24 protein-coding genes are annotated in these 24,692 nt (G+C 58.1%); 1 reads left to right on the forward strand and 23 read right to left on the reverse strand.

What is annotated here, in order from left to right; translation table 11 throughout:
* Positions 1 to 6: 6 nt before the first annotated feature.
* From purL to QY316_07135, 11 genes are all read right to left on the reverse strand, one after another.
* Positions 7 to 2,214: a phosphoribosylformylglycinamidine synthase subunit PurL gene (gene purL / locus QY316_07085; GenBank protein ID WKZ31687.1), complete on the reverse strand. Its 2,208-nt coding sequence runs from the start codon at positions 2,212 to 2,214 to the stop codon at positions 7 to 9.
* A 4-nt stretch (positions 2,215 to 2,218) separates the two neighbouring features.
* On the reverse strand, positions 2,219 to 3,313 hold the full coding sequence (locus QY316_07090; GenBank protein WKZ31688.1) for a branched-chain amino acid aminotransferase: 1,095 nt from the start codon (positions 3,311 to 3,313) through the stop codon (positions 2,219 to 2,221).
* A 196-nt stretch (positions 3,314 to 3,509) separates the two neighbouring features.
* Entirely contained in the window at positions 3,510 to 3,983 is a 474-nt protein-coding gene (locus QY316_07095) for an NUDIX hydrolase (GenBank protein WKZ31689.1), read from the reverse strand.
* Positions 3,984 to 4,080: 97 nt separating this feature from the next.
* Positions 4,081 to 4,995 carry a radical SAM protein gene (locus tag QY316_07100; protein ID WKZ31690.1) on the reverse strand — a complete coding sequence of 305 codons (915 nt, stop codon included), beginning with the start codon at positions 4,993 to 4,995 and terminating at the stop codon, positions 4,081 to 4,083.
* Positions 4,996 to 5,100: 105 nt separating this feature from the next.
* Positions 5,101 to 5,490 carry a TraR/DksA family transcriptional regulator gene (locus QY316_07105; GenBank protein ID WKZ31691.1) on the reverse strand — a complete coding sequence of 130 codons (390 nt, stop codon included), beginning with the start codon at positions 5,488 to 5,490 and terminating at the stop codon, positions 5,101 to 5,103.
* A gap of 27 nt (positions 5,491 to 5,517) precedes the next feature.
* Entirely contained in the window at positions 5,518 to 6,720 is a 1,203-nt protein-coding gene (locus QY316_07110; protein ID WKZ31692.1) for a methionine adenosyltransferase, read from the reverse strand.
* Positions 6,721 to 7,027: 307 nt separating this feature from the next.
* Positions 7,028 to 7,639: an epoxyqueuosine reductase QueH gene (locus QY316_07115; GenBank protein WKZ31693.1), complete on the reverse strand. Its 612-nt coding sequence runs from the start codon at positions 7,637 to 7,639 to the stop codon at positions 7,028 to 7,030.
* An 80-nt stretch (positions 7,640 to 7,719) separates the two neighbouring features.
* A complete protein-coding gene (gene ruvB / locus QY316_07120; protein ID WKZ31694.1) occupies positions 7,720 to 8,751 on the reverse strand; it encodes a Holliday junction branch migration DNA helicase RuvB in 1,032 nt (343 codons plus the stop codon).
* Positions 8,752 to 8,755: 4 nt separating this feature from the next.
* The gene (ruvA, locus tag QY316_07125; protein ID WKZ31695.1) at positions 8,756 to 9,367 is read right to left on the reverse strand and encodes a Holliday junction branch migration protein RuvA; all 612 of its coding nucleotides are present in this window, start codon (positions 9,365 to 9,367) and stop codon (positions 8,756 to 8,758) included.
* Positions 9,364 to 9,885: a crossover junction endodeoxyribonuclease RuvC gene (gene ruvC, locus QY316_07130; GenBank protein WKZ34093.1), complete on the reverse strand. Its 522-nt coding sequence runs from the start codon at positions 9,883 to 9,885 to the stop codon at positions 9,364 to 9,366. Before ruvC ends, ruvA begins: the two co-directional genes overlap by 4 nt.
* A gap of 24 nt (positions 9,886 to 9,909) precedes the next feature.
* Positions 9,910 to 10,662 (reverse strand): YebC/PmpR family DNA-binding transcriptional regulator, encoded by a 753-nt coding sequence (locus tag QY316_07135; protein ID WKZ31696.1) that lies wholly within the window; start codon positions 10,660 to 10,662, stop codon positions 9,910 to 9,912.
* Between the two features lie 211 nt (positions 10,663 to 10,873).
* On the opposite strand from QY316_07135, the gene QY316_07140 reads away from it, so the two are divergent.
* Positions 10,874 to 12,325 carry a PAS domain S-box protein gene (locus QY316_07140; GenBank protein WKZ31697.1) on the forward strand — a complete coding sequence of 484 codons (1,452 nt, stop codon included), beginning with the start codon at positions 10,874 to 10,876 and terminating at the stop codon, positions 12,323 to 12,325.
* A 161-nt stretch (positions 12,326 to 12,486) separates the two neighbouring features.
* On the opposite strand, the gene QY316_07145 is transcribed toward QY316_07140, so the two are convergent.
* The 12 genes from QY316_07145 to QY316_07200 form a co-directional block, all read right to left on the reverse strand.
* Complete coding sequence (locus QY316_07145) at positions 12,487 to 13,896, reverse strand: sigma-54 dependent transcriptional regulator (GenBank protein WKZ31698.1); 1,410 nt, start codon at positions 13,894 to 13,896, stop codon at positions 12,487 to 12,489.
* 177 nt (positions 13,897 to 14,073) lie between these two features.
* Positions 14,074 to 15,450 (reverse strand): sigma-54 dependent transcriptional regulator, encoded by a 1,377-nt coding sequence (locus QY316_07150; protein WKZ31699.1) that lies wholly within the window; start codon positions 15,448 to 15,450, stop codon positions 14,074 to 14,076.
* Complete coding sequence (locus QY316_07155; GenBank protein ID WKZ31700.1) at positions 15,447 to 17,681, reverse strand: ATP-binding protein; 2,235 nt, start codon at positions 17,679 to 17,681, stop codon at positions 15,447 to 15,449. The genes QY316_07150 and QY316_07155 overlap by 4 nt, the downstream gene beginning before the upstream one ends.
* 6 nt (positions 17,682 to 17,687) lie before the next feature.
* Positions 17,688 to 18,233 carry a DUF4390 domain-containing protein gene (locus QY316_07160; protein WKZ31701.1) on the reverse strand — a complete coding sequence of 182 codons (546 nt, stop codon included), beginning with the start codon at positions 18,231 to 18,233 and terminating at the stop codon, positions 17,688 to 17,690.
* Positions 18,234 to 18,642: 409 nt separating this feature from the next.
* Positions 18,643 to 18,948 (reverse strand): glutaredoxin family protein, encoded by a 306-nt coding sequence (locus tag QY316_07165; protein WKZ31702.1) that lies wholly within the window; start codon positions 18,946 to 18,948, stop codon positions 18,643 to 18,645.
* Between the two features lie 23 nt (positions 18,949 to 18,971).
* On the reverse strand, positions 18,972 to 19,709 hold the full coding sequence (locus QY316_07170; protein ID WKZ31703.1) for a cytochrome c biogenesis protein CcdA: 738 nt from the start codon (positions 19,707 to 19,709) through the stop codon (positions 18,972 to 18,974).
* Positions 19,710 to 19,738: 29 nt separating this feature from the next.
* On the reverse strand, positions 19,739 to 20,335 hold the full coding sequence (locus QY316_07175) for a TlpA disulfide reductase family protein (GenBank protein WKZ31704.1): 597 nt from the start codon (positions 20,333 to 20,335) through the stop codon (positions 19,739 to 19,741).
* Between the two features lie 31 nt (positions 20,336 to 20,366).
* Positions 20,367 to 21,254, reverse strand: a complete 888-nt coding sequence (ccsB, locus tag QY316_07180) for a c-type cytochrome biogenesis protein CcsB (GenBank protein ID WKZ31705.1) — start codon at positions 21,252 to 21,254, stop codon at positions 20,367 to 20,369.
* A gap of 20 nt (positions 21,255 to 21,274) precedes the next feature.
* Complete coding sequence (locus QY316_07185; GenBank protein WKZ31706.1) at positions 21,275 to 22,690, reverse strand: cytochrome c biogenesis protein ResB; 1,416 nt, start codon at positions 22,688 to 22,690, stop codon at positions 21,275 to 21,277.
* 20 nt (positions 22,691 to 22,710) lie between these two features.
* On the reverse strand, positions 22,711 to 23,277 hold the full coding sequence (locus QY316_07190; protein ID WKZ31707.1) for a tetratricopeptide repeat protein: 567 nt from the start codon (positions 23,275 to 23,277) through the stop codon (positions 22,711 to 22,713).
* A gap of 26 nt (positions 23,278 to 23,303) precedes the next feature.
* On the reverse strand, positions 23,304 to 23,669 hold the full coding sequence (locus tag QY316_07195; GenBank protein WKZ34094.1) for a CYCXC family (seleno)protein: 366 nt from the start codon (positions 23,667 to 23,669) through the stop codon (positions 23,304 to 23,306).
* Between the two features lie 172 nt (positions 23,670 to 23,841).
* Positions 23,842 to 24,687, reverse strand: a complete 846-nt coding sequence (locus tag QY316_07200; protein WKZ31708.1) for an RnfABCDGE type electron transport complex subunit B — start codon at positions 24,685 to 24,687, stop codon at positions 23,842 to 23,844.
* Between the last annotated feature and the right edge of the window lie 5 nt (positions 24,688 to 24,692).

Here is a 24,692-nt window from a genome sequence, read left to right on the forward strand (position 1 = left end):
GGAACCTTATCTGGAACCCATGTATTTTTCAAACGCGCCGGACCAGGCGTCCCTGACCCTGTCCAGGCCTATATCGATGAATCTTCCTATTTTGAGGGACGTCCCGCCGACCCTGCCTATCACCCTGAACGGGGCCCCGGCCTTTTCCGCTATGGCCTTCATTTCATCGAGGTCGTCTTCCGCAAGGCTTATTACTATCCTCGACTGGGCCTCGCCGAACAGCGCGTCGTCGGCCCTGAGCCCCCCAGCTTCCATCTCGACCGCCGCGCCGACCGGCCCGTCCGGGTTAAGGCACGCCTCGGCAAGGGCGACAGCGAGGCCGCCGTCCGAGACGTCGTGCGCGGAGGATATTATACCAGCCCTGATGCCCTTCAAACAAGCATCATGGACCGACTTCTCAAGGGCAAGGTCCAGCGCCGGCGGGGTCCCTTTCTCCATGCCGTGGACCGAATAGAGGTATTCGCTCCCGCCGAGGCCCGGCCCGTCATTGCCGAGGAGCCCTATTAGGCCGCCCTCTGAAAGGAACCACTGCCTCGTGTGGCAGGCCGCCTTTTCTATAAGCCCCACCATGCCTATGGCCGGGGTGGGCTGTACGGAAACCCCCGACGTCTCGTTATATAGGCTTACGTTGCCGCTCACTACGGGTATGCCGAGCGCGAGGCACGCCTCTTTTATGCCCTCTATGGCCTCTTTTATCTGCCACATGACCTCGGGCCTTTCCGGGTTCCCGAAGTTCAGGCAATCGGTTAGGGCCATGGGCCGCGCGCCGCTCGAGACGAGGTTCCGCGCGGCTTCGGCTACCGCGAGCCTCCCCCCTGCCCTCGGGTCGAGGTAGCAGTACCGGGAATTGCAGTCCGCGGTCAGGGCCAGCGCCTTGTCCGTCCCCTTTATCCTTACGACGGCCGAATCAGACCCGGGCAGGACGACCGTATCCGTCCTCACCATGTGGTCGAACTGGCGGTATATCCACTGCTTGCTCGCGATATTGAGGGATGAGAGAAGCTTTATGAGCGCCGCGTTATAATCGCCCGGCTCAGGGACCGACGACATATCGAGCGAATTGAGCCCGTCCTGCCAGGCCGGACGCTTCGAGGGCCTGTCGTATACGGGCGCGTCGTCGGTAAGGAACGGTACAGGTATCTCGGCGACCGTCTTCCCGCACTCCGTTATCCTTATTACGTTCCCATCGAATACCCTGCCTATGACCTCGCAATCGAGGTCCCATTTGCTGAATATTTCCTTTACCTTGTCCTCGACGCCCTTCCGGACGACCATGAGCATCCTCTCCTGCGACTCGGAGAGCATTATCTCGTAAGGGGTCATACCCTCTTCGCGCCTGGGGACCCTGTCCATGTCGAGCTCTATCCCGACCCCTCCCCTGGATGCCATCTCGACGCTCGACGAAGTGAGCCCCGCGGCTCCCATGTCCTGTATGCCTACGACGTAATCGGTCCTGAACAGTTCGAGGCAGGCCTCAAGGAGGAGCTTCTCGGCGAACGGGTCGCCGACCTGGACCGTGGGCCTCCTCTCCTCGCCGCCCTCGCCGAAGACGTCTGAGGCCATTGTAGCGCCGTGTATGCCGTCCCTGCCGGTCTTGCTGCCAACGTACATGACGGGGTTGCCTGCGCCCGAGGCCTTGCCCCTGAATATCCGGTCCTTTTTCACGACCCCGGCGGTCATGACGTTCACGAGGCAGTTGCCGTTGTACGAGGGGTTGAAGCTCACCTCTCCGCCGACTGTCGGGACCCCGATGCAGTTCCCGTACCCGGCTATGCCGGAGACTACCCCGTCGACGAGGAACCTCGTCCTCGGGTTGTCCGGTGCGCCGAAACGAAGGAGGTTCAAAGAGGCAACGGGCCTTGCGCCCATCGTGAATATGTCCCTCAATATGCCGCCGACGCCGGTAGCCGCGCCCTGGTAGGGCTCTATGAAAGAAGGGTGGTTGTGGCTTTCCATCTTGAAGGCCACGGCGAGCCCGTCGCCTATGTCGACAATCCCGGCGTTCTCGCCCGGGCCCTGCAGCACGAACTCGCCCTTTGTCGAAAAGCCTTTCAAATGCCTCCTCGATGACTTGTATGAGCAGTGCTCGCTCCACATGACCGAGAATATGCCGAGCTCCAGGAGGTTCGGCTCCCTCCCGAGGGAGGCCACTATCCTCTGGTACTCGTCCGGGGCGAGCCCGTGTTCCTTTACCGTTTCTTCAGTTATCCTCATTTCCCTATTCCGCCGGGATGGTGTATATCCACCCGCGCTTGTCCTCTATCTCTCCGTACTGGAGGCCTGTTATATGGTCGTAGATTCTCTTCGATAGCGGGCCGGTCTCGCCGCGGTTGATGGTGATTGACGCGCCCTGGTGGTGTATCTCGCCTACGGGCGATATGACGGCTGCCGTGCCTGTGCCGAAGGCCTCTTTCAAGCTCCCCTTTTCAGAGGCTGCGAAGACCTCGTCTATTGAGATCTTCCGCTCCGAGACCTTAAGGCCCCAGTCCCGCGCGATAGCCATGACCGAGTCGCGGGTTACGCCAGCGAGCACCGAGCCGCCGAGGGCCGGGGTCACGAGCTCGTCTTCGAGGAGGAAGAACATGTTCATGGTGCCGACTTCCTCTATGTATTTTTTCTCGACCGCGTCGAGCCACAATACCTGCGTAAAGCCCTTTTTCTTGGCCTCCTCCGCTGGCAAAAGGCTTGCCGCGTAGTTCGCCGGGGTCTTGGCCTCTCCGAGCCCGCCCCTTACGGCACGGACATACTCCCCGGGAGTGGTGAGCTTGACCGGGTTTATCCCCTCTTTATAGTACGCGCCCACGGGGGAGGTTATGATGAGGAACTTGTATGTGTCGGAGACTTTAACGCCGAGATAGTTGTCGGTGGCGAATATGAACGGCCTTATATATAGCGCGCAGCCTCTTTTCGGCGGCACCCAGCCCCTGTCAGTCCGTATAAGCGTGTGAAGGCCCGCGATGAAGTCCTGATAGGAAACCGGTGGTATGCAGAGCCTCTTAGAGGAACGGAGCATCCTTTCATGGTATTTCTCGGGCCTGAATATGTTTATGGAGCCGTTAGGGGCGCCAAAAGCCTTGAGCCCCTCGAAAATGGCCTGCCCGTAGTGGAGTGTGGTGAGCGCCGGGGAGACCTCGATATTGCCGAAGGGGACGACTGCCGGGGGGCCCCACATGCCGTCACTGAAGTCCATTGAGAGCATGTGGTCGGAAAAGACGGTGCCGAAGACCGGGTTTTCGAGGATGCCGGGGGTGAGCCTGCTCTCCTTGACCCTCCTTACCTCGACATTTTTCAGGAACGGCATATTATTGGACATTTTCCCTTGCGAGGAGTGCGGCTCCCTTCGGAAACCCGGATTTTTCAAAGGGGTTTCTCCGCACAGGGGCCGAAAAACGAGCTTTCTCCGGATATCCGGAGAAAAATTAAAATAACCCAAAAAAGGGCAAATGACAAGAGCGAAAAGAGGCGTGGAATCGTATTTAGAGGGGCTGGCCAGGCGGGAGAGCGCCGGCTCAGGCGCCCTGGCTCGAAGGGAGCCTCGCTATCATCTCCATTGCTTTTCTGATGATATCCTTCTCGTCCTTGAACCTCATCATGCCGGCAGCCTCGCCTATCGGGACCCACCTGCACTCGTCGACCTCCTCGTCGTGGTCCTCGACCCTGCCTGACGTATACTCCATGAGGAAGAAATACACTATCTTGAATATCCTCCTGGTCTCCGCGCCCTCCTTCAATGTAAAGAAATACTCGATATGCCCTATCTTCTCGATTATCCTGCCGTCAAGGCCAGTCTCTTCCCTCACCTCCCGGTGCGCGGTCCTGGCGAGGTTCTCGCCTTTTTCAGCCGTGCCCTTGGGAAGCCCCCAGACCTTGCCGCCGCGTACGGAAATGAGCGCGATCTCGACCGTCCCTTCGCTTTTTCTTCTGAAGATAACGCCGCCCGCCGAAATCTGGCGCTCCGCCACGTGCCCCTCCGATACGGTCAATCAATCTCCAAGGGTCGAATTCCCCGCCGCTTGCGGCGCGGCTAAAAGACACCCCCGGTGCTTGCAGCGGAGTAGTCCTTTACGCACGCTTTCCCGCTCAGCAATGCCCTTCTATCCTGTGCAGCCCCTCTTTGCGCGCGGTCTCAACCGCTTCGTCCAGTTCCGTTCCCGTGGTCCTTCTCGACAGACGCCTGTCTTCAAAGGCCCTGTATACAGGCCTGTACTGGCCCATGATGTTTACATAGGTGTCCGCGGATACGTCCTCGGACAGGAAGCGCATTACCTCCTCCGTGCCGGCAAGGCCGTCCGGCAGGACCAGGTGCCTTACGATGAGGCCCCGGCGGGCGATATTATCCAGCCCGGTCTCAAGGTCTCCGACCTGCCGGTGCATCTCCATAACCGCCTCCCTGGCCTTCGAAAAATATCCGTGTACGCCTGAAAGCTCGAGGCCCATCCGGTCGGAGCCATACTTGATGTCCGGCATGTATATATCGAATACGCCTTCAAGCAGCCGCAGCGCATCGACCGAGTCATAGCCGCCCGAGTTGTAGACGAGCGGCACCTCGAGGCCGTTCTCAATCGCAAGGGGAAGGCTTTCGGCAATATGCGGCGCCTGGTGGGTCGGGGTGACGAGGTTTATGTTATGGCAGCCTTCTCTCTGGAGGCGGAGCATCATTGAGGCGAGCCCCTCGGAAGTCACTTCCCTCCCGTCTCCGGAGCGGCTTATCTCATGGTTCTGGCAGAAGACGCACTTAAGATTGCAGTACGAAAGGAATATCGTGCCGCTGCCGTATCGGCCCGAAAGCGGCGGCTCCTCCCCGAAGTGCGCGATGGCAGCGGAAACTTGCGGAAGCGCGCCGGAACGGCAGACGCCGGTCTCCCCGTCAAGGCGTCGTGCGCCGCATCTCAAGGGGCAAAGCCTGCACGGAGATAGCATGGCCCTGAGCCCCCGTATCCTCTCAAAGAGCTCGCCGGTCTCGTAAAGCCTTATGTAGCCCGGACGGAAACCCATACACGGACATTATATCAGGAACGGCTCCCCGGCAGGAACGGAAATCGGTCCTGCCGTACGGGCAATTGCCGTACGCTTCAGCGTAAGTCCCTAAGCGCGGGGATGTCAGAGAGTGGGCTTCCTGCCCCCGGACTGCTCTTCGAGCTCGGTCTGGCACTTGAGGCAGTGCTCGGCGTAAGGCATGGCCTTGAGCCTCTCGTCCCCTATCTCGGCCCCGCACCTGCTGCAAGCGCCGTACGTGCCCTCGTCCAGCTTCCGTAGGGCCACTTCCATCCTCTCGAGCTCCTGCCGCCTAAGGTCCGAGACCGAAAGGCCGAGGTCTTCGACAAGGTCAAGGACCGACAGCTCCTCGAGGTCGTGAGGTATGTCGAACTGGTCGCTGTAGTCCTTCCCGAATTTCCTGAATATCTCTTCCCTCAGCTCGTTCCACACCTTGCGCTTCCTGTCGAGGATGAGCTTTTTATGCCCTGCCTTGTGGTTGTCGTTCCGGTTCATCGGCTGAGACCTCCTTTATAGGCCTTATCAGCATACCGGGTGCTCGCCCCTGGCCAGCTCTTCGGTAAACGAAGGTATCCGCAAAAGGAACTCGTCGATTATCTTCCTCACTCCCTTTTCGTAACGGTCCCTGCCGGCCCTGCCGTCGGGTATCACCTGCACAAAGACCTGCTTCGGCTCGTCTATTGGCCTCCCGATCTCGCTCAGGAGCCAGACGGATACCTCCTTGACGCCATTGACGCTCTTGTATATCTCGGAAGCCATGAGGTGCGACAGTATCGAGTATATCTTCCCCACGTGGCTTACCGGATTTTTTCCGGCTGCCGCCTCGGTGCCCATCGGGCGGTTGAGGGAAATGACCCCGTTTACGCGGTTCCCTCTCCCCACCTGGCCCGAGTCCGCGTCCTCGGCGGAGGTGCCGAGAAGCGTGAGGTATACGCCCCTGGTGCCCTGTCCTTTCATGTCGAGAGAATTGAGGTTGAGAGTGATTTCAGAAAACGGGAAACCCGACAGGAAGTCCCTGATCGCGGTATGCATCTCCTTTTTCTTTTTGAAGTAGGCAGCCTCGCTCTGTATAAGACCCGCCAAAAGCGGGCAGGCGACCGTCAAATCGAGCTCGCTTCCAGTCCTTACGCCCATCACCTTCACGTCCGAGCCTGCCTCGGGGAAACGAAGCTTAAAGGCCTCGGAATTTATGAAGCGCTCGGTGGCCAGGACCGCGCGCTCGGCGGTGGTAAGCGGCGCGTATCCCGCCGCAGCGGAAGTGTCGTTCGCGACCCTCACCCTGCCGCGCCTCTCGAATATCCCTGCAAGCTCCTCGGAGCCCGGCTGCAGTACGACCCTGACCTTAAGGTGCTCTTGAGGGTCAACGTGCGGGAGGTTCTCGGCTACCCAGGAACGGACTGTCCGCTTGACGATATCCTCGACCGGGACGCGTGAGTCGCCAATCCCGTAAGAGGCCCTGTCGCCGACGATTAGCTCCATTGGCTTCAAAACCTTTCCGCTGCCGAAGCCCTTTTCCACCTGCCCTGCCACGAGCAGGCCCTTGTCGATGTTATGATGGAGGACGGCGCCGAATCTTTCCATGTATTCGCGGCTCAAGGCAACCGAAATCCTATCCATGACAGCGTCGCAGATGGAGTCGGGGTGCCCGGTCCCCTTCCTCTCGACTATCTCCACGGCCTGCTCGGAAACGGCCATGTTAGTAGAGACCTCGACGGTCTTCTGCATTGTCACCCGGTCCCCGTTGAATTAGGCCGAAAAGGCGAGCCGGCAGGTTACTGAAAAGCCCCCTTTGGGGGAAACTTTCTATAGAAAGTTTCCCCCCACCCCCCCTTCAAAGATTAGTTGTTCCTGAGATGACCCCCATGAATGGGGGTCATCTCAGGAACAACTAAAAACTTTTGGAGAGAGGTTAGGTCCAATGGATGCGAACGTGATACATGAGGCTATTCGCCTCCTGAGCCCTATGAGCATCCAATGGCTCTAGAACCTTTTTATAAAAAGGTCCTCTCAAGGGTTTTATGCACCTGCAGCTTCACTTTTTCGGCTTCTTCGAGTACCTTTCCATCTTGCTGTATATGCAGCCGCAGTATTTCTGCCTGTAGAGGCCGAGGGCCCTGGAGGCGTCGATTCCATCCTGCCAGAAGGCCCTGAAATCCTCATAAAGGAAGAGTATGCCGTACTTTCCGGCTAATTCAATGCCTGCGCTCCTTATGGCCCCGTGGTCCTGGTACCTGCTGTAGAGAAGAGAGGATGTGAAGACGGGAAACCCGAGCGAGCTCGCGGCCCGCGCCGTAGCCTCAAGCCTCAGGTAATAGCAGTATTCGCACCTCTTCCCCGTTTGCGGGAAACCTGGGCCAGCGTGCTCTTTCATGCCCTTGAGGAACGTTGAGGGCCTGTATTCCTCGTCATAGATGACGTTCAGGGAGAGGTGGCGGGCAAGCTCCTTTGCTGCGGCAATCCTTTTCCTGAATTCCGAAAGGGGGTGGATGTTCGGGTTATGGAAGAAACCTGTGACCTCGGCCTTGCCGTCAAGGAGTGATTTTAGCGGCATGATGGAGCATGGGCCGCAGCAGATGTGCGCAAGCACTACCGCATTGCCGCCGCCTATCGCAGGTAGGTCCTTTATGGATATGGCCTCTTTCATTGGAGACCCGTTGTTTTGGATTTGGAATTGGCGTACTTTCGTGTACGCCGGAGTGTGCAGATGGATTTTTCAGCAGCCTGTTAAAACAGCCCGTCATGCTTCCCCGCGCTCGCCGTCTTCCTGTAGGGCCTTCCCAGGTGCGCGTACGCGAGCTCCGTAGCGACCCTGCCCCTGGGGGTCCTGTTGAGATACCCCTCCTGCAGGAGGTAGGGCTCGTGGAGGTCCTCGATGGCGTCCTTCTCTTCATGGAGCGCGGATGCAAGCGCCTCTATGCCCACCGGCCCTCCGCCGAACTTGTCTATTATGGTGAGGAGCATCCTCCTGTCCATCTTGTCGAACCCTTTCGAGTCTATCTCGAGCATGGAGAGCGCGCCTGAGGCGACGTCCCTTGTTATGACGCCCTTTGCCTTGACCTGGGCAAAGTCCCTCACCCGCCGCAAGAGCCGGTTCGCCACCCTCGGGGTACCCCTCGACCTCCCGGCTATCTCCTCCGCGCCGTCGTCGGTTATCTCGACATCGAGTATGGAGGCCGAGCGCGCGACTATGGTCTTGAGCTCGGAAGCGGCATAGAAATCGAACCTCAGCATCACGCCGAACCTGTCCCTCAGGGGCGAGGTAAGGAGCCCGGCCCTGGTAGTCGCGCCGATGAGGGTGAACTTCGGAAGCTCTATCTTCACCGACCTCGCCGAAGGCCCCTGGCCTATCAGGATATCTATGTGGTAGTCCTCCATTGCCGGGTACAGTATCTCCTCGACGGCCGGGGTAAGCCTGTGTATCTCGTCTATGAAGAAGACGTCCCTGTCCTCGATGTTGGTGAGCATGGCCGCAAGGTCGCCCGCCTTGTCTATGACAGGGCCCGAGGAGGCCTTTATCTGGCTCCCGAGCTCGTTGGCGATTATCATTGCCATCGTGGTCTTGCCGAGCCCCGGGGGGCCGTAGAAAAGCACATGGTCGAGCGCCTCTCCCCTGCCCTTCGCGGCCTGTATGAAGACCTTGAGGTTCTCCTTGAGCTTCTCCTGCCCTATGAAGTCGTCCAGGAGCCTGGGCCGGAGCGTAGCCTCTAACTCGTCTTCTTTAAGCTTCGCGGGCGTTATCTCGCGCTCGTCTTCCATTCGTTCATGTCCTTGTCTTTGAAATGAGCCTGAGCGATTCCTTCAATACCTCTTCGAAGGCAGGCTCGTCGCCGAGCGAGCGGGCCGCCTTCTTTGCCGCCTCCTCGGCGGGCACGCTCCTGTAGCCGAGGTTCTCGAGGGCAGACACAACGTCGCTTACGAGCGGGTCCTTGCCGGACGCGGGCTCTTCCTGAGGCGCGCCCTTGAAGGATATTGAGCCTATCTTGTCCTTAAGCTCCAGGATGAGCCTCTCGGACGATTTTGCCCCGATACCCGGGATTGAGCCGAGCCGCGCCTTGTCCGACGAGCCTATGGCCTGTATGAGGTCGCCTACCGCGACACCTGAGAGGATGTTCCGGGCAAGCTTCGGACCCACGCCCGAGACGCTTATCAGGAGCTGGAAGACCTCCTTCTCCTCCTGGGTAAGAAACCCGTACAGCTGTATGGCGTCCTCCCTCAAATGGGTATGGACCCGGAGGCTTACTGTCTCGCCGTTTTGAGGGAGGGTGTAGAAAGTGGACAGCGGGATGAAGACCTCGTAGCCCACCCCGCCGGTCTCGACGACCACCGATTCGGTCGTCTTGTGTATTATGCGCCCTTTTATGCTGGCGATCATATGGTGCGCCTGGAGGGTAAAACTGCGGCCTCCCCTTTTATGCGGAGGCTGGAAGAATGGCTGTTAAGGTGGCAGATGGCGAGGGCTAGGGCGTCGGTCGCATCATTTTTTCCTGCGATAAGCCCGGTCTTGAGGAGAAGCCCCACCATCTTCTGCACGTCTTCCTTTGCGGCCCTGCCGTTTCCGGTCACGGCCTGCTTGACCGAGGCAGGGGAATACTCGTAGACCGGTATGCCGAACTCGGCGACGGTGACGAGCAGGGCCCCCCTCGCCTGCCCGAGCGTAATGGCGCTCCTCGCGTTCTTCGCGTAAAAGACCGATTCGAGCGAAACGGCTTCGGGCCTGAACTCTTTTATTATCTCCCGTAGCCTCGTGGATATGCAGAGGAGCCTGGCGGAAAGCGGAAGCCCGCCACCGGGAGATATGTCCCCGTGGCAGACGCGGACGAGCGCATTGCCCTTTCTCTCCACTATTCCGTATCCTGTAGAGACGCTTCCGGGGTCGATTCCCAGGACCATAGTTTTCACCTTGAAGGCTGCTATTTAGGAGGCGATGCTCGACATCTCCTCAGGCGGGATGTCGAAGTTGGCGTACACGGACTGGACGTCGTCCAGGTCCTCCAGCTCCTCAAGGAGGTTAAGCACCTGCCTGGCGGACTTGCCCTCGACCCTAACCGTGGTCTTCGGCACCATCGCTATGTCGGAATGCGAATAGCGGACCTCGGCCTGGTCAAAAGCCGTTTTGACCCTGGCGTATTCAGTGGGCTCGGTATACACCTCGAAGACCCTGTCGTCCTGGTTAGTAACGACGTCCTCGGCCCCGGCCTCGAGCGCGGCCTCCATGAGCTTTTCTTCAGTGATCGAGCCCATGTCGAATGTGAAGACGCCCCTTTTTTCAAACATGTACGCGACCGAGCCGCTCTGGCCCAGGCTTCCCCCGAAACGCGAGAACGCGTGCCTCACCTCGGAAGCGGTCCTGTTCCTGTTGTCGGTCATGAAGTTCACTATGACGGCGACCCCGCCGGGCCCGTAGCCCTCGTAGACGCCTTCTTCGTAGACGACGTTTTCGAGCTCGCCCGCACCCTTCTTTATGGCCCTGTCTATATTGTCGGCAGGAAGGTTCTCTGCCTTGGCCTTCTCGACCGCGAGCCTGAGCCTGGGGTTCCCCGCCGGGTCGCTCCCGCTCTTGGCCGCTACCATGATCTCCTTCACGAGTTTCGTGAAGACCTTGCCCTTCTTCGCGTCAGACTTGGCCTTCTTGTGCTTGATGTTGGCCCATTTGGAATGCCCTGCCATTGAACCACCCCGTTGAGACTTTTTCTTAGGAACATAGAAACACACGATTCATAACACAAAACGGCCTGCTTTTCAATTTACAATCTGAAGGGGCGAGCCGTATCCAGGTCCGGGAGCGGGGCGCTCAGGTTCCTTATGTTATACTAAAAATAGGATTCGACGGCTCCCATATCTGAGCACTGCGGCAAAAAGCCGGAAAAGGAGCGTGTTTATGGACCATGCCGACCGACACGGAACAGAGGGAGAGCTGGAGAGGCTCAGAAGGCGGGTAAGGGAGTTGGAAAAAAAAGAGGCCGAGCACAGGCGGAGCCTCGAAGAAAACCCCGCCACCATAGAGGCCCTTATGGGGTATATACCGGAGGGCATCATAATAGCCTCCGCGCCTGACGAGACCGTGAGGATGGCAAGCAGGGAGGCGCTACGCATGTCGGGGAACGGCGGGGAAAGCATCGAGGGGCTAAAGCTCAAGGACCTTGCCGGCAAGTGCCCGGTCTACCATCCGGACGGCAGGAAGCTCAAGGAGGAGGAAAACCCGCTTTTCATCGCTCTCCGGGAAGGCCGGGTCATAAGCGACATGGAGTTCACGCTCCGGAGGCCCGACGGGAGCGAGATATTCGTCCTCGCCAACGCCGGCCCGGTCTTCGATAAATCCGGTAAGCTCCTGGGCGCGATAGTCTCATGGAGGGACATAACCGCTAGGAGGAGGGCCGAGCAGGCCGTCTTAAGGGAACGGGGGCTCCTTAAAAGGGTGCTTGCCATATTGCCCGTGGGCGTGTGGATACTGGACGGTAGCGGCAACATCGTGGAGGGGAACGAGGAGGGACAGAGGATCTGGGGCGGCATAAAGCAGGTCGGCATCGAGGGCTACGGCGAGTACAAGGCATGGTGGGCGGAAAACGGCAAGCCCATCCCGTCGCACGAATGGGCGGGCGCAAGGGCCATTGAAAGGGGCGAGACCTCCGTAAGCGAAGAGGTGGAGATCGAGGGCTTCGACGGGGCGCGCCGGTTCATAATCAATTCGGCTGTGCCGCTCACCGATGAAAAGGGCGGGATAACCGGCGCGGTCACGGTAAACCAGGATATAACGGCGAGGAAGCTCGGCGAAAGGATGCTCGCCGAGGCCCAGCGTACGGCAAGGCTCGGGAACTGGATATGGGAGCCTGAAAGGGACCAGATATGCGGCTCGAGCGAGGCGTACAGGATATTCGGCCTCCGGGAAGGTCAGCCCATGAACATGGAGGAGTTCATAAAGATGGTGCATCCGAACGACAGGGAGGCACTCAACAACGCCATAAGTGACGCGCTCGCCGGAGGCGGCGGGTACGAGTTCGACTTCAGGGTGGAGGTCAGGGGCGAGACTAAATACGTCCAGGCCATCGGCAGGACCGAGTTTCGTAACGGAAAACCGGTGGCCGTAAGGGGCACGGTCCAGGACATTACGGAACGGAAGAGGACGGAAAACGAGCTGAGGGAGGCGCTCGCCCGCATAAAGACCCTTAGCGGCCTCATACCCATCTGCGCGAACTGCAAGAGGATCAGGGACGACAGGGGCTACTGGATGAGAATAGAAAAATATATAGAAGACCGCTCCACCGCCGAATTCACGCACAGCCTCTGCCCGGACTGCGAAAAACGGCTTTACGAAGATGACAAGGCTGCCTGATCGGCCTATCAGGACGTTGAAAAAGTCTTTCCTGGACTTTTTCAACCACGGCCTGGCCGGAATGAATCCGTCCAAGCCTCATAAATTGCTCGACATTTTCAGCCATTGCAATTTGGCAATCCATCCGTGGATTGCTTAGCAGGGTGTTTTTCAACACCCTGCTACCCCCTTTTCCACCCGGAAGGGGCGCTCCCCGGCCCCTTTATGCCCAGCTCGCGCATCTTGAGGAGGAGCGTATTCCTGTGGATCTTGAGCGCCCTCGCCGTTTCAGCCCTGTTCCAGTTGGCCTTGTCCAGCGCGCCTTTTATGTAGCGCCTCTCGAAGGCCTTGACCGCTTCCTTGAAATCCAGCGTCATCTCCTTTCCCGGAGCCGCCTCGTCCGCTAGCGCCGGCATGCCCATCGGCAGGTCGTCGGCCCTTATGAGACCCCCCTCGGGCGCGAGCACCACGAGCCTTTCCAGGAGGTTTTCAAGCTCCCTGATGTTCCCGGGCCACCCGTAATCCATGAACGCCCTTATGACCTCCGGATGGACCCCCTCCACCCTCTTGCCGCACTTCTTGGAGAGCTTTTCGAGGAAATGCTCGACGAGCAAAGGCACGTCCTCCTTCCTCTCCCTCAAGGGCGGGAGCTCTATGGGCACAACCTTGAGCCTGTAGAAGAGGTCTTCCCTGAAGCGGCCCGCCGAGACCTCGTCCTCAAGGCGCGCATTCGACGCCGCTATCACCCTTATGTCGATCGTGATGGAAGAATTCGAGCCGACCCTTTCGAAGGACCTCTCCTGCAGCACCCTTAGGAGCTTTATCTGGAGGTGCATGGGTAGCGTCGATACCTCGTCAAGGAAGAGCGTGCCAGTGTCGGAGTGCTCGAACTTCCCGATCTTCCTCTGGTGCGCCCCGGTGAAAGCCCCCCTCTCGTGCCCGAAGAGCTCGCTTTCCATGAGCTCTGATGGCACCGCCCCGCAGTTCACGGCCACGAAGGGCTTCTCCCTCCTGTCGCTCATGAAATGAATGGCCCTTGCGACGAGCTCCTTGCCGGTGCCGCTCTCGCCCGTTATGAGCACCCCTGACGAGGTCCTGCTCACCGCCTGCATGAGCCCGAAAACCTTCCGCATCGCGGGCGACCTGCTTATCATCTCGCCGTTCAGGTACCTGAGGCCGTTCCGCTCGTTAAGCTCTTCCTTGAGGAACTCGATTTCGCTCTTGAGCTTAAGCCCTTCGGACAGCCTCGATAGTGTGGCAAGGAGCTCATCCCCGTCAAAGGGCTTGGCTATGTAGTCGTAGGCGCCTTTCCTGAGGGAGGATACCGCCTGCTCGGCGCTGTCGAGGGCGGAGAGCATTACGACCTCGATCGAGCCGTCGAGCTCCTTCAACCGCCCGAGCGTTTCAAGCCCGTCCATGCCCGGCAGCTTAAGATCCAGGAGCACTATTTCCACCGGCCTCGAACGTGCCAGAGAGAGGGCCTCATGGCCGGTCCGGGCCTTCAGGACCTCATAGCTCTCCCTGAGGAGTATCTCGAGCGCGCCCGTTACGAAATCGTCGTCGTCCACTACGAGGACAAGTGGTTTTCTCATGCAAGCTACCGCCGCCTGTTTTCTGAGGAGTCGCGCCATTTGCCCTGACCATTCACAAAAAATGTATTAATGAACCAATAGTAACATCTTGTGACTGAATGTCAAGGCAAAATACATTTTTAATTTAAACTGACAGGCCCAGGGCGAGATGAGTGTTTCCGGTTGTTGGAGGGCTTTTTATGCCAGATCTGCTGAAGCGTCTTCGTTCTCTATCCCATAACTCCTGATTTTTCTATAAAGATGACTCCTTTCTATGCCTATGGCCTCGGCGGTCCGGGCGATGTTCCCCCCGAACTCCTTGAGTTTCCTTGAGATGAATTCCTTTTCAAAGTCCTTCCTGGCCTCCTTGAGGAGATCGCTCCTGGAGATGAAGCCAGGCTGGACGGACTGGGAACCTTTGATATACGCAGGGAGGTCGCCGGACGTTATCGTATGGGAATGGGTCATTATGACGAGCCTCTCCATGAGGTTCTTAAGCTCCCGGACGTTCCCCGGCCAGTCGTACGAATAAAGCATCTCCCTGGCCTCGGGGCTTACGGAGAGGACTTCCCTTGCCGTCTCCCGCGCGAACTCCTTGAGGAAATGCTCCATCAAAAGGGGTATGTCTTCCCTCCTCTCCCTCAAGGGCGGGACATGGAACGGTATCACGTTGAGCCTGTAATAGAGGTCTTCCCTGAACCTCCCTCTTGCGACCTCCTCGCTCAGGTTCTTGTTGGTGGCGGCGATCACCCTGGTATCGACCGTGATGAGCTCGGTCCCCCCCACCCTCTCAAAGCTCTTCTCCTGGAGGACGCGGAGTATCTTGGCCTGTGTCCTGAGGCTCATGTCCCCTATCTCGTCCAGGAATATGGTGCCCTTGTCGGCCAGGTCGAACTTGCCCTTTTTCTGGGCCAGTGCGTTCGTGAACGCGCCCTTCTCATGCCCGAAGAGCTCGCTCTCGATAAGCTCTTCGGGAATTGCCGCGCAGTTGACCTCGATGAAAGGCCTTCCCGACCTGGTCGAGAGGAGGTGTATGTTCCTTGCGACAAGCTCCTTGCCGGTGCCGTTGTCACCGGTTATGAGTACCCATGAATTGGACGGGGCCGCCTTCCTTATATCGGCCTTGAGCGACTGTATGGCCTGGGAGCCGCCTATTATCTCGAACCTGGCGCCGACCTTCTGCCTGAGGTTGCTGTTCTCCTCGGTAAGCCTCTTCTGCTCTATGGCGTGCTCGACCGTAAGGGTGACCTTTTCGAGCGAGAGCGGCTTTTCGATGAAGTCGTAGGCCCCGAGCTTGGTCGTCCTTACGGCCGTGTCTATGTTGGCGTGCCCGGATATCATTATGACCGGCAGGCCCGGGTGCCTTGATTTAATCTCCTTCAGGGCCTCGACCCCGTCCATGCCCGGGAGCCAGATGTCCAGGAGCACGGCGTCGGGCTGCCTGACCTCGAGTTTCTTAAGCCCCTCCTCGGCGCTACCGGCGGTAACGACCTCGTGCCCCTCGTCCTTGAGGACGCCTAGGAGCGCTTCCCTTATCTCTTTTTCGTCGTCGATTACCAGGACTGTCGTCTTCATATGGTCACGGTCTTTACGGGAAGCTCGATTACGAACCGGGTGCCCCTGGGCTGGTTGTCCCTTACCCTTATGTACCCGTTGTGGTCGGCTATTATGTTGCTCGTGATGGCAAGCCCCAGCCCCGTGCCGGTCTTCTTGGTGGAGAAGTACGGCTCGAAGAGCTTCTGCTTGGCCTCCGTGGGGATGCCCGGGCCGGTGTCTATGACCTCGAGCCTGGCGAGCTGCAGCTCCGGCATATAGGCCGTCTCGATGCGGACAGCTCCGCCCTCGTCGCCGACCGCGGCTATGGCGTTGTCCATCAGGTTAATAAGTACCCTTTTTATCTGGTCCCTGTCAATATCAAGGACCGGCAGGCGGTCGTCGAGCGAAGACTCGAAGCTTATCGCCCTCTGCCCTGGCTTGTAAAGCGTCATGACCTCGCGTACGACCTCGTTCAGGTCGTTAGGGCTGGGGTTGGCGGCGGGCATCCGCGCGAAGCTCGAGAACTCGTTTACGAGGGCCTTCAATTCATCTACCTGCTTTATTATGGTCATGGTGCACTCGTCGAAAACGGTATCGTCCTCCGGGAACCTGTCCAGGTACTTCTTGCGGAGCCTCTGCGCCGAAAGCTTTATGGGGGTGAGCGGGTTCTTGATCTCGTGGGCGATCCTCCTCGCCACCTCTTTCCAGGCCGACATCCTCTGGGTCTTTACGAGATGGGTAAGGTCGTCGAGGACCGCGACCATGCCGAGGTAGTTGCCGGAGTCGTCCTTCAGGGCGTTGAGGTTGGCAAGCACGGTCATTACCTTGCCGTCCACCTCGACCCTCATCTGCTTCTCCATCGATTCGAGCCCCATCTCGCTCATGGCGCGTATCATCTCCCGGAGCACCTCCCTGTCCTCCTCCCGGAGCACTTCCCTGTAGTTCCTCCCTATGATGTTCTCCTCGCCGGCCCCGAGCATCTGGGCGGCCACCCGGTTTATGGAGACTATCTTTCCGGACTTGTCGATGGAGATTACACCTGCCGGGACGTTCCCGAGGACTATTTCTATGTACCTCCTCCTCTGGTCGAGCTCCATGTTGGTGCGCCTGAGGTCCAGGTTCGCGGCCTCTATCTTGTATTTGCCTGTCCTCAGGTCCTCGGTCATCCTGTTGAAGGACTTGACCAGCAGGCCTATCTCGTCGTCGGACTCGACGTTTATCCTGTAGTCGAGGTTGCCGCTCGCCACGGCATGGGTCCCTTCAGCAAGCTCGTGTATGGGGACGGTAAGCTCCTTCGCTAGATACCGCCCTATCCAGATGGAAAAGAAGACAATGAAGAGGGTTATTATGAGAAGAATGGTGAAATAGCTCGCCTTCACGGGGTACTTGAGGAGCTTAAGCTGCTTGTAGCCCTCAAAGGCCGCGGATATCTCCTTCATCTTGTCCATGAGGCTTCGCGGGACATAGTAGCTCACGGCCACTACCCCGGAAGGATGGCCGCCGACCGAGGGCGGAAGCGGCGCGACAGCCCTTACCACGTCGCCCACCTTGAGGGTCTGGATATAGCTGGACGCCTCTCCCGAGAGCGCCTTCCGGACGGCATCCTCGTCGGTGTCGGGGACCATGTTCCTTGTTATCTTGTCGGCAACGGTGTAAAGCTCCCTCTTCCCGTCCGAAGTGAAGACCTCGACCGTGGAGAGGTCCCACTCGACCATCTTCCGCCTTATGAAGTCCTCCCTGGCATCGGACTCGGCGCTCCCGGCCCCGATGGAGTCGGCAAGGGCCCTCGACGCCGCCTCGACCCTGTCGTGCATGTCCTTATAGTAGTTCTGGGCGAGCTCCATCGACTCCTGGAGAGAGTCCTCGACCTTTATGCCGAACCACCCGTCAATCGACCTGTTGATGAAGCCTATGACTATCACGAAAAGGAGGACCGTCGGCACTATTGAGAGGGCCACGAACGACGTGACGAGCTTGGTCCTGAGCTTCGAGCCCATGACCTGCCGCTTCCGTTCCATGAAAAGTTTTACGGTGTTGCGGAGTATCAGGAATACGAGGAGTATAAGGAGTATGATGTTGATGTTTATGAGGCCGAAGATGAGTATGTTGGTGGCGATCGGCACGTCCCCGCTCAAGGCCGAGAGGTGCGACTCCACAAGGGTGAGGATTATTATCGCCGGGACGACGAGGAAGATAAGGAAAAGCTCTCTACGGCGCCTTTTGCTTTCGGCGTCGGACTTCTGAGAGTCTATATTACGGGTTTCGCTCATCTCTTGTCAGGCCGTAAAGGCATGCACGTGCCAGTCGGTCTCGAAGTTCAGGAATTTAAGGAAGAAGAATATGTAGTTGAGGAGGAACGGCAGCTCGACCGGGTCCATTGCCGCCTTTATCCGGAGCTCGTAGAGGCTCCCCGGGATAAGGTGCGCGGGGGCCACTATCACTCCGGAACAGGCGGCCATGACCCTTTTCATCTCTTCGAAGTCCCTGGTCCGCACCGTCTTGTCCCCCTGCTCGTCAAGTACCACCTCGTACTCGTTCCGGAGGCTGTCGTACCTTACCGTATGCCTGAACTCCCACCTGCCCACTTTTTCGTCGGGCAGGAACCTGTTGACTTTCCTGAGCTCGATTATGAAGTTGAACGAGGTAGGAAGGCCGCTCCTTACAGCCTCCTCGATGTTCTTGCTGAACGCGTCCTTGACCTTGAATGACACGGTAAGCGGGGGCCTTGAGACCTCCAGGCCGGTTATGAGGGGCGTTTCGGCAAGGAGGCTGGCCGGGAAGACCCATACCGCGAATACAAGAACCAATATGAGTTTTTTCATGGAAGTATTCGGCTTTGCTGCTTTTTATAATGTGGAAATTAATTCCTTTCAGGAAGAAGAACCCGAATCTTGCCCTGGTTCTCCGGCCTGAAAAGAATGATACCGGATTCCATTATCAAAAGCAATGACAGCGGCCCTGGCAAAGAGGGATGAGCGCATGACGAGTAGCCCCGCCGTTTGAGGGACTGACTAAAGGCAATCTCTAAAAATCAACCTTTTACCCGGATTCCGTTCAGACGTGGATGAAAATGCACACATATTTATCATGCATGTATGCATCGATTTTTATTCCCGGCCTTTATTGCGGGAAGAATCTCAAATTATCAGAGGTTGCTTAAACATACCTGATTTTGAACGGGGTTTATGGCAGAGACTTTTGCGGGATTTTTGGCCTGGTCGGCTAAGGTACTTACTTCTTGGAGATTCGGGACATTCCAGCCTTGATTATTTCCCTCCTGACCCTTTTCTTGAACTCCGCCTCGTCGACTTTGTACTTGAATACCTTTTTGCCGTTTATGAAAACGGTCGGTATTTCGCCCTTGTAACGCCGGAGGAGGTCTTCGCTAGAGTCTATGCCGACCTCCTTGAACTCAAAAGGCAGCTCACTGCTTGCCCTGCCTATGATGCTCCGGGCGTCCTTGCAAAGGGCGCAGCCGTCAATGGCGCAGAGCGCGCAATCCTCGAGTGCATAAAGCTCAACTGTAGGCTTGGTCATGGCACGGCGCTAAGGGGTCGAAATCAGCTTATGCTGGGTATTACGCTGTTTATGTACCCGGCTATGATACCAAGTGAGTTGGTAAATATCAAGAGCCCAGTTAATATGAGGAAGACGCCGGTCACTATCGAAACTGTCCTCATGTGCCTCTTGAGCCGGTTGAAATGCCTGAGAAAGGTGTTGATGCCCAGGGAAGTGAGGAGGAACGGTATTGCCAGCCCCGCCGAATAGGCTATGAAGAGGATGATACCCGACCAAGGGCTCTCGGTCGTCGCGGCCACGGCGAATATCGCGGAGAGTATGGGCCCTATGCAGGGCGTCCAGCCCGCGGCAAAGCCTATCCCCACGAGGAACGATCCGAGGAGCCCCGCCGGCTTCTCGCGGAAGAAATGAAGGCGCTTGTCCCTCTGCAGTATGCTGAAGTTGATGATCCCTATGATATGTATGCCGAGGAGTATTATTACCAGGCCGCCTATCTTCCGGATTATGTCCTGGTATTCCATGAAGACGTTCCCGAGGAGCTGCGCGGAAGAACCCAGTATGACCACGAAAACGGTCGAGAAGCCGAGGATGAACATGAGGGAGTTGAAGAGTATTACCTTCTTGAGCTTCTTCTCTTCCCCGCCCTCTCCCGTAAGCTCCTCGAAAGAGATGCCAGTCACGAAGGATATGTAGGACGGCACGAGCGGCAGCACGCACGGGGAGATGAAGGAGAGTATCCCCCCCATGAACGCAAGCGGTATGGAAACCTCGGTGGTCATATATATTCGCCGGATGAAATGCCTTGTAACTACTTGGCGGGGTATCCGCCTTTCTCCCTGGGCCCGAACTGTACGAGCTCCATCAGCATCCTGGTTGACGAGGGCTCGGTCCAGTCCCTGGGGCCCCTCACCTTCTCGGCGATGACGCCGTTCTGGTCGATGATGAAGGTCTCTGGCACGCCGGTGGTCTTGTATATTTCCTTTATCTTTCCCTTCCTGTCATGCAGGACCGGGAAGGTCAGGTCGTATTTTTCGACGAATTTTCGGACGTTCTCTGGGCTGTCGTTGTCAATGCTCACAGCCACTATGACGAAAGGGAAAGAGGCGAGGTTGTCGGAGAGCACCTGCATTGACGGCATCTCCTCCTCGCAGGGCTTGCACCACGTCGCCCAGAAGTTGAGGAAGATGGCCTTGCCCTTGAAGTCGCTCAGCTTGTGGGTCTTTCCGGAGAGGTCCGGGAGCTCGAAGTCGATCATCTCCGTGTTCGCGACCACCGGCTCGAATTTCTCCCGCTGCCCGAAGATGAATATGAGCGCCACCGCCGCGACCACGGCCAGTATTATCCCGGCCAGCGCTATTGCTGGGAGCCCTTTCTCGTTATCCTCTGCGTTCGTCTTTACGCTCATCTCGCACCCGTATTGTTTTATTCCGCCATCCCTACGCGTAGGCGTGGAGGCCTGGGAGTATGAAGCTCACGCCCCAGTAGAGAAAAACCACTGCCGCGAAGCCGAGTATCGAGAGGTACGCGGCCCTCTTGCCCCTCCATCCCCTCGTGACACGAGCGTGGAGATATGCTGCGTATATGAACCAGGTTATGAGCGACCACGTCTCCTTGGGGTCCCAGCTCCAGTAGCCGCCCCAGGCGTAGTTGGCCCATATGGCGCCGGATACGATCCCCACCGCGAGGAACGGGAACCCCCAGGCAATGGCGCGATAGCTCATCTCATCCAGCACCTTCGAGTCGGGAATGGCTTCGAGGAGCCTTACTCTCTGCTGCCGGCTTTCGTACCTGTTCTTCAGGAGGTAAAGGATGGCAAGCCCGAAAGATATTGCGAAGGCCGCGTACCCGATGAAGGTAGTGACCACGTGGAAGTCAAGCCAGCCTATGGCGTAATTCTGGAGGTCCCATTTCGAAAGCAGGCTCGTCATCCATTTCCACTTGCTCTGAAGAGCCGGGTTGAGCGGCTCGACGTCCTTGAACCTGTAAGGCAGGAGCGAGGCCGCCAGCATGGCAAGCGACACTATGGACATCACTATCGCGCCGATGGCCTTGAACTTGTACCTGTACTCCATCAGGAGATAGCCGGCGTTGGTCGCCCATACAAAGAGCACCATCGACTCCCAGAGGTTCGAGAACGGTCCGTGACCCGACTCGCCCGCGCGGCTTATGAGGACCATGGTGGTGGCGCCCAGGGCGATGAAGGCCAGAGCCGTGGCTATCTGCCCCAGCCATTTCTTCCTGAATACCCAAAAGCCCGCGTACGCAGTCGTCGTGAGTATGTAAAAAATGAACGCGAACGTGAAAAAGACAAGAGAAAGTATCATCTTCTCCCCCTAACGGCCTCTCATTTGGAAGACACCGCTCCGGTTATCTCCCTTATATCGCGCTCGAACGCGAAGGTGTTCTTGTTTATGGTGCCGCCGATCTTCATCTCGGTGGACTGACCGCTGCCCTTTATGTGGATCCAGACCCTCCTGTGGTATATGAAGAAGGCCATTATGAAACCGATTCCCATGACCGCGGAGCCTATCCAGACCACGTTGGTGCCGGGGTCTTTGCTGTACTGCAGGCCCGAGAACCAGGCCCCCTTGTGGCCGGTGTAGACGAAGTCATGGTCGGAGTCGGGTATGGCCGGGAATATCCCCGGGTAGTTCATGAAAAGCCATGGCGAGGATATGAGCTTCTCTCCTTCGTACACCTCTATCTTTATGGCAGGGTTGTTCGGGTTTTCTGATTTTGAATAGACGAAGTTATTCTCCTCGTCATAGGCGAAGTCGGCCGTGTACCCTACGAGCTTTACGGAATATTTGCTGTTAGGAACGTCCGTGAGGTCGTTCCATTTGGCGGGAAACGATATGCCTGACCCTTCCTCAGCCTTGCGCCTGAAGGTCAGCTGCGCCTCCTCGAGCTTGTTCCAGGAGAGGCCGTAGTTCGACTGGTAGAACTTCAGCCCCTTGTAGTCGAGGGGCTCGTTCACCCATATCTGCTTCTGCATCACTTCCTTGCCGTCCTCGATTATGGTGAGAACCGAGTTGTACTGCCTGATGTGACCAGAATCATAATAGTCTATCCAGAACTTGTCGAGCCTGAGCATGAAGGGCTCGTTGCTGAACTTAACGGTGTTGCCGACGTTCATGAATATGGAGTCCCTGTAACCGTATACGCTTCCGAGAAGCGCCCCGAGGAGTATGAGGAGGAGGCTTATGTGTGTCATATCGGAGCCGAGCCTGCCGATCCTCCCCTTCCACGCGTATATGAAAAACTCGTCCCCGCCCCCTGAGCTGACTGTGCCGAACCTCTTTTTCCTGAGGACCTGAAGGAGCCTGTCCCTCACGGCCTCCGGGCTCGCGCCTATGCTCAGGGTCTCGTGGTGCGCGAACTTCTCGATGAGCTTCGGGTCGAAACGCTCCTGCTTGTGGTCAAGGAGCGACCTCCACTTGGGCGGGAACCTCTCGAGGGTGCAGACGACGATGTTGACGGCCAGGAATACTATCAGCCCCCTGAACCACCACGAGTAATACATGTTGTCGAGGTTGGTGTAGATGATCAGGTTGCCCCAGGTCTCGCCGAACTCGGCGATGTACTTCTCCGCCTGGGCGTTCTGCTCGATGGCGGTGCCGAAAATCGAGGTGACCGCCAGCGCGATGAGTATGAAGATAGTTAGCTTGAGGGAGTTCAGAAAGGCCCAGATACCGGAGCCAAGGGCCCTGTACCACCTGGCGTCCATGCCTTCCGCCGCCTCCTTTGCTTTCTCTGCCATCTCGGAACCTGCTTCCCTGTTTATTTATTTGTGAGCGCGGAGAGGTACTCTGCGGCGGCCTTGCCCACCTGGCTTTCGGGGTTGAGGACGGTGGCCTTCTCCCACGCGGCCTTTGCGCCCTCCATGTCACCCAGGCCGTACGCGAGTATGAAGCCTTTCGTGAGCCATATCCTCTGGTGGTACGGGTTCTTCTTTATCCCATCCTCTATGTAGGTAAGGCCTTCGGCGGACTTGCCCATGTAATGGAGAGATATCCCGAGGCCGTTGTAGACGTCGGTCTCTCCGGAACCCATATCGACCACTCTCTTGTAGTATGTTGACGCCTGCTCGAACTGCCTGGCCTCGAAGTAGGCGTCGGCTAGCCTCCACATGATGTCCGGGCTGCCGGGGCTCTCCTTCAGCCTGCTCTCCAGGTCCGCTATGAGCATCGTATTCCCGGGAGGGTGCGGCTGCTGTGCGCCGGTCTGCGCGGCCGAGTTCGCTTGCTGCGGCGGGCTGGGTGCTTCGTCCCTGGAGCAGCCGCCAAGGGCGATGACGGAGGCTATCGCCACCGCGGCCGCTCCCGTTAATATATTTCTTCTTCTCAAGGGTGCCTCCTTAAAGAGGATTTCAATCAATGCGGACCTGAATGACTCAAATGGCCGAACCTTTCGTCCACGGCCTTCCTGATGGCCGCCGCGTCCAAGCCCTGCCTGTGGAGGTCGCGCGCCATGAGGGCCTCGTATATGCAGATGTCGCAGTATACGGCGTGCTCGTCGACGAAACAGGTCAAGAGGCTCTTATGGCCGAAATGCCTCTCGCAGTCGCAGTAGCAGTAAAGGCTGTCTATTATCTCGGGTATCTCCCTGGCGGCCTGGTACGCCTCCGCCGATAAGCCGGTGAACCTGGCCGGGTCGAGCGTGGGCCGGGTCTCGCCTCCCCTCAGGCTGTCCGCGGTTCCGGTACCCTTGCCAGAATCGCATGACGCGAGGCCGAGCATGACGAGGGTTACCAGGGCGAGGACTATCCCGCCTCTTGAGCCGCTGTTTGCCATAAGCCGGTCTGTTGCTGTCCAGGGAAGATTTCGGGACGATTTAAGCAGGTTCAATATAGCAAAACACGATTAAAAAAGCATTAACTTTCTATTAGGAAATAACCCGTTGAGCAGGGCTTCAGCTCCTGGTCTTGCCGGAGTAGTAGGCGACCCTGGTGGACTTCTCCTCTTCGCCCCAGAGTATGCATTTGGTGGGGCACCTCTTGACGGACTCGTCCGTCTGGGGCGCGAGCGAGTAGTCGACGACCGCGAGGTTGTTCTTCATGGCTATGCCGCCGGGGACGCTGCAGTCCTTTACGCAGAGGCCGCAGGCCACGCAGGCCACCTTGCAGACCTTCCTCGCGTAGGCGCCCTTATCGAGGTTCTTGCAGTAGACGAAGAGCTTCCTGTCCTCCGGGTGCATCTCTATTATGTCCCTTGGGCAGGCCCTCGCGCAGGCCCCGCACCCGACGCACTTGTCGTAGAAGACGACCGGAAGCCCGTTGTCGTTCATGGCCATCGCGTCGAACTTGCACGCGGCCACGCACTCGCCGAGCCCGAGGCAGCCATAGGTGCAGGACTTGTCGCCGCCCGTGAGGTGCGAGGCCGTGCAGGTGCCCTCGCCCCTGTACTCGGCCCGCCTTTCGGCCTCGGCGTTCCCGCCCCTGCAGAGCACGACCGCCAGCATCCTCTTCATGCTCCCGGCCTCGACGCCGAGGATCCCGGCGAGCTCCGCGGCGGTATCGTTCCCGCCGGCAACGCAGGCCGTGGGTAGCGCTTCGCCCTTCATGAGGGCCTCGGCGAACATCCTGCAGCCTGGGTAGCCGCAGCCGCCGCAGTTGGTGTTTGGGAGCGCTGCCGAGATGGCCTCTACCCTGGGGTCCTCCTCGACCTTGAGCTTCCTGTCGGCGTAGACGAGGAAGACCGCCATGACGGCGCCGATTGCGCCCATGCTGACGGCTGATATCACGAGAGTCTCAAGCATTGTCC

Source organism: Thermodesulfobacteriota bacterium (assembly GCA_030583865.1).
Lineage (GTDB): Bacteria > Desulfobacterota > GWC2-55-46 > GWC2-55-46 > GWC2-55-46 > UBA5799.